This window comes from Paenibacillus tianmuensis (genome assembly GCF_900100345.1).
Lineage (GTDB): Bacteria > Bacillota > Bacilli > Paenibacillales > NBRC-103111 > Paenibacillus_G > Paenibacillus_G tianmuensis.
The window spans coordinates 14,181-18,029 of sequence record NZ_FMTT01000079.1 but is presented as its reverse complement, the minus strand read 5'-3'; the positions used below and the strand labels follow the sequence as shown (position 1 = coordinate 18,029).

Here is a 3,849-nt window from a genome sequence, read left to right as displayed (position 1 = left end):
TGGGGTATTGAAGTTTTCTTCAGATGGATAAAACAGAACCTAAATGTACCTGTTTTGTTTGGCACAACAATGAATGCCGTGTTCAATCAGCTTTTTGCCGCGTTAATGACTTACGTTATCTTGAAATGGTTGTATGATCACTCAAAATCATTTGTCATCCCTTGCAAGAGAATGCCCTTGATCCGTTTCACGGAACAAATTCAGCACGATCAACTACAAATTGAATGGATCATCGCCACTACCAAAGTGTTGGAAAAACATGTCTATTTGTCAAACCTCAAAAAACCAGTATCTGGTTAATCAACAGGCATGTTCCCCGATTTCAGATAGAATCGTTGCCGCGATTTTATTGCCAATACCGGGAATCGATTGGATAATCGAATATTCTTCTACTTCAGCAGAAAGGGCATCAATCTGTTTTTCCAAATAGGCTAGATGTCCTTGATACTGAAGCAATAAATCCACGTACAAATTAAGGCTTATGAGGTGGCTCTGATACGTTATTTTTTGAAAGGGATTGTTAATGGCTGCAGCCATTATGAGCTTAGCCTTCTCTTCCGCCCAACGATCAGAACGGCTTGGGCAAAGACATGCAATTCGATCCGAGAGTTTAGCTTCTCCAGCCTTTATTATGATCTCGGATGTAGAAAATTCCTTTAAGAAAAGCAGTGAAATTCTAGAATAGAGATCCCCGAAGATGTCTCTATAATCTGGAAATATTTGATCTAAGACGGCTTGAAATTGCAATTTAGCTTGAACATACATATCCGTAATGGACTCAAACTGCCTAGTTAGATGACGAAGGTTCAAGAGTTGAAAGTTCCTCTGTTTGTGAACCTCGAAGTCCTCTTTATAATACAATTCACAGAGCTGGTAGGCATCCACCGCGTCTGTTTTCACCTTGCGTAGACTAGATTTCTTCGCTTGATGAAAAATCAGTGGATTCACAACAATGAAGTCGATTTCTCGTTCTTCAAGGAACTGAATAATGGGTTCATGATAATGTCCTGTTGATTCTAAAATGACAACGGAGAAACCCCAGTTTTATTTTGAACGGTCTTCACTATGTTGAATAATTCCTCTAGCCCTTCCTGCGTATGAAGAAAACAGAAACTTTTACCGTAAGGTTGCCCTTTATTTAAGAATGCTTGACCTTCACTTTGACCTTTTGAGATATCCATACCAATGACTGGATTCATCATATTCTCATCCTCTCTGATTGCATGATCGCCGGTAACCCCTATGATATCTGCTTGCAGTTCCACAGCATCGCACGTGATGCGAGATCTAGTCTCAACCAGCCAAAACATGGTTTCTACAAGTAGGGGGCGAACAGTTTTAGCGACGGGATATGTTCCCAGGGACACGGACGTTCAGCCCCGGCTACCGTTTATTAGACCCACTTAATAAAAAGAGGTCAACCAGTAAAAACTGGCTAACCTCATAATACGACGGGACACGATAGTTCAATAAAAGAGAAGTTCTATGTAGAACCACTCCAATATGATATGCTCCCATCATTGTTGAAGTAGAAGTTTTTGTTTTTTCTACTGTCTACTATGATGGGAGCATATCACACTTCAACTAGAGTGGTTCTTTCTTTATATTTTAATGTAGATCTTATGGTCAAAGACAATGTTGCGCTTAGATACGTTACGGTGAACCGTACCATAAGTGACGGCGAAAAATTGGGGTCTCGAGATGGATATAGAGACTATAGGAGTGATGGAGAAAGGTACGATAGAGTTATGTTATCCCTCTAGAGATGGGCTCTAGGGGGGCTTTTATGCGACAAAACCGACAATGATTTCCAAATTCGTGGTATGATTGTGGTACGTATGGATTAAATATTCAAATGATGTAAGATAGATATTATTCTGAAGATAAGGGAGCACGTGGTATGCTTAAACGGGTATCAGGCAAAGAGGAAGATAACATTCGGGCGTTCGCAAAAGAGATTGTAGATTCAATTGCAGATGGAAGATATGGGTAAATTGCTCAAAAAGTTGATGATATGTTGGATTGGGACGTTGAGCTATTAAAAGAGGTCATCGAGAGTTTTAAGGAAGATAATGAGTTGGAACAGATCGATAGGTTTGATGTAGAATGTACCTTTAGGCCTGTTTATAAAGATGGCAGTGTTTATCAACAAGAATCTTTCTACCACTTTAACGATGGAAGCGGAATTTCTTACGAATATGCATTGACGACAGATGGCGAACCCAATGATTTGACTTTGAGTGTTGAGTTTCACTTTGAGGGTGACTATCTGAAAGTTATTTTTGAGAGTGGGATTACCGTACTTTAATGACATAGTATTTTCCATCCTGCCGTGAGTAAATTCTCCGTATGGGGGTCTGTACTTAGCACATTTACAATGTAGAGCGCAAGTTAAGGGGACGGCGAAAAAAGAATATTGTTTACGTTAACCAATTGGATTTCTAGGAGCTGTCACGCCGCGACATACTCCTCTTTTCATTTTTCGCCGATAGACTCGTTAAGCTGAACCTTATCACAAATAGTGGTAAAGCGGAGAATGGAGGTTGTCGTAGACGTATGTGAACTTAATCTTTTGGCATAGTTAAATAAGTAATGACCGGATGGCAATTGCTATCCGGTCATTTTCAATCTGATTACAATCCTGTACGCGTTAGCAGACGATATCATACTCAATACAATTGGCGTTGTTATTGGTGTCATTTTTTACGGCTCTATCAGATGGTTATTAGGCGCTTGCAGAAAAAGAAACACAAAATCTGTTCTGTTGATCTAACCTATCATTTTTCGTAGTTGGACAATTCTCATTTCATGGATTATATCGTCTCGCCTTGATGACAAGCATGCTCAAGTGTCTGGAGCACAGATAATAATTCCTGCTTTAGTTCTGGATCTGTAATACTACCTTCTTTATTTAGTTTCGAAGTGATGTGCGGTATTATCAATGTTCCTGATTCTACAATATCAGCATTAAGCATTTTAAGTGTAAGCAGAAGTGAAGCATTAGCTTTATCACCGCCCATTGGAGATGGTGAGGCACTGATTACCGCTGTAGGTTTATTGTATAACTCGCCTGAAGATACGAGCCAATCCAACGCGTTTTTTAACACACCAGGCACTCCATTCCCATATTCCGGTGTACATATAAGCACACCATCTGCCTCCTTAATATGTGTCCTTAATTCTCTGACCGGAACAGGTTCTTCGACAGCATCGATGTCTTGATTAAAATGCGGCAGGTCGCCCAACCCGCCATAGATGGTAAATTTAACGTTCTCCTTGGCTAATCCGATGATGGCATTCATTAGTGCTTTATTCGAAGAGTTTTGACGAAGACTTCCCGAAATAGCCAAGATTTTAATTTCTTTATCCATTTAACATCATCCCATTTCTTCTGTGATTTGATTATTCGCTAAGGAATCGTTGGTGTCTTCGGTAGAGGAGTTCACCCATTTAGCAACACTTTACAACATTTAACTTCCCACCGCAAGAAGTCTCCCACTTCTAAATCTTGCGAAGCTTGATGAAAGTGGGAGATGTTCGGTAGGCGAAGCCTAAAGTCTTTTTTATTGCCATATTTTCTATGATGAGATATAATCAGTCTTATATTAAAAGAAAGGCTGTTGTATCAATGAAATTAGATAGCAATAATCATTCGGTGTTCTCTCTGTATTATCATCTTGTTTTGGTTGTGAAATATCGTAGAAAAGTGATGGATGATACCCTATCTGACTATGTGAAAGAAATGTTTGTTCGATTAGGTGAAAACTATAATATATCCTTAGTCGAATGGAATCATGAGTTGGACCATGTGCATATTTTGTTCAAAGCACACCCGAACACCGAATTGTC

General features: G+C 39.5%; 3 protein-coding genes and 2 pseudogenes. 3 read left to right on the top strand and 2 right to left on the bottom strand.

Annotated elements, in window-relative coordinates:
- A pseudogene (locus BLO51_RS31095) lies at positions 1 to 300 on the top strand (IS4 family transposase); the annotation flags it as partial.
- A 12-nt stretch (positions 301 to 312) separates the two neighbouring features.
- On the opposite strand, the pseudogene BLO51_RS27645 reads toward BLO51_RS31095, so the two are convergent.
- Positions 313 to 1,199, bottom strand: a pseudogene (locus BLO51_RS27645) (IS110 family transposase); the annotation flags it as partial.
- Positions 1,200 to 2,014: 815 nt separating this feature from the next.
- Between BLO51_RS27645 and BLO51_RS30670 the strand changes: the two are divergent.
- Positions 2,015 to 2,308, top strand: a complete 294-nt coding sequence (locus BLO51_RS30670; protein WP_425415841.1) for a DUF7668 domain-containing protein — start codon at positions 2,015 to 2,017, stop codon at positions 2,306 to 2,308.
- Between the two features lie 505 nt (positions 2,309 to 2,813).
- Here BLO51_RS30670 and BLO51_RS27630 read toward each other — a convergent pair.
- Positions 2,814 to 3,371, bottom strand: a complete 558-nt coding sequence (locus tag BLO51_RS27630; protein ID WP_090677238.1) for an NADPH-dependent FMN reductase — start codon at positions 3,369 to 3,371, stop codon at positions 2,814 to 2,816.
- Between the two features lie 257 nt (positions 3,372 to 3,628).
- Between BLO51_RS27630 and tnpA the strand changes: the two genes are divergently transcribed.
- Positions 3,629 to 3,849, top strand: a 221-nt coding sequence (gene tnpA / locus BLO51_RS27625) for an IS200/IS605 family transposase (RefSeq protein ID WP_143007013.1), incomplete at its 3' end; no start/stop codon positions are given.

What these genes read in the sequence shown, in the direction of transcription:
- BLO51_RS27630 (WP_090677238.1), bottom strand. Translation starts at nt 3,371, where the DNA reads ATGGATAAAGAAATTAAAATCTTGGCTATTTCGGGAAGTCTTCGTCAA.
- BLO51_RS30670 (WP_425415841.1), top strand. Translation starts at nt 2,015, where the DNA reads ATGTTGGATTGGGACGTTGAGCTATTAAAAGAGGTCATCGAGAGTTTT.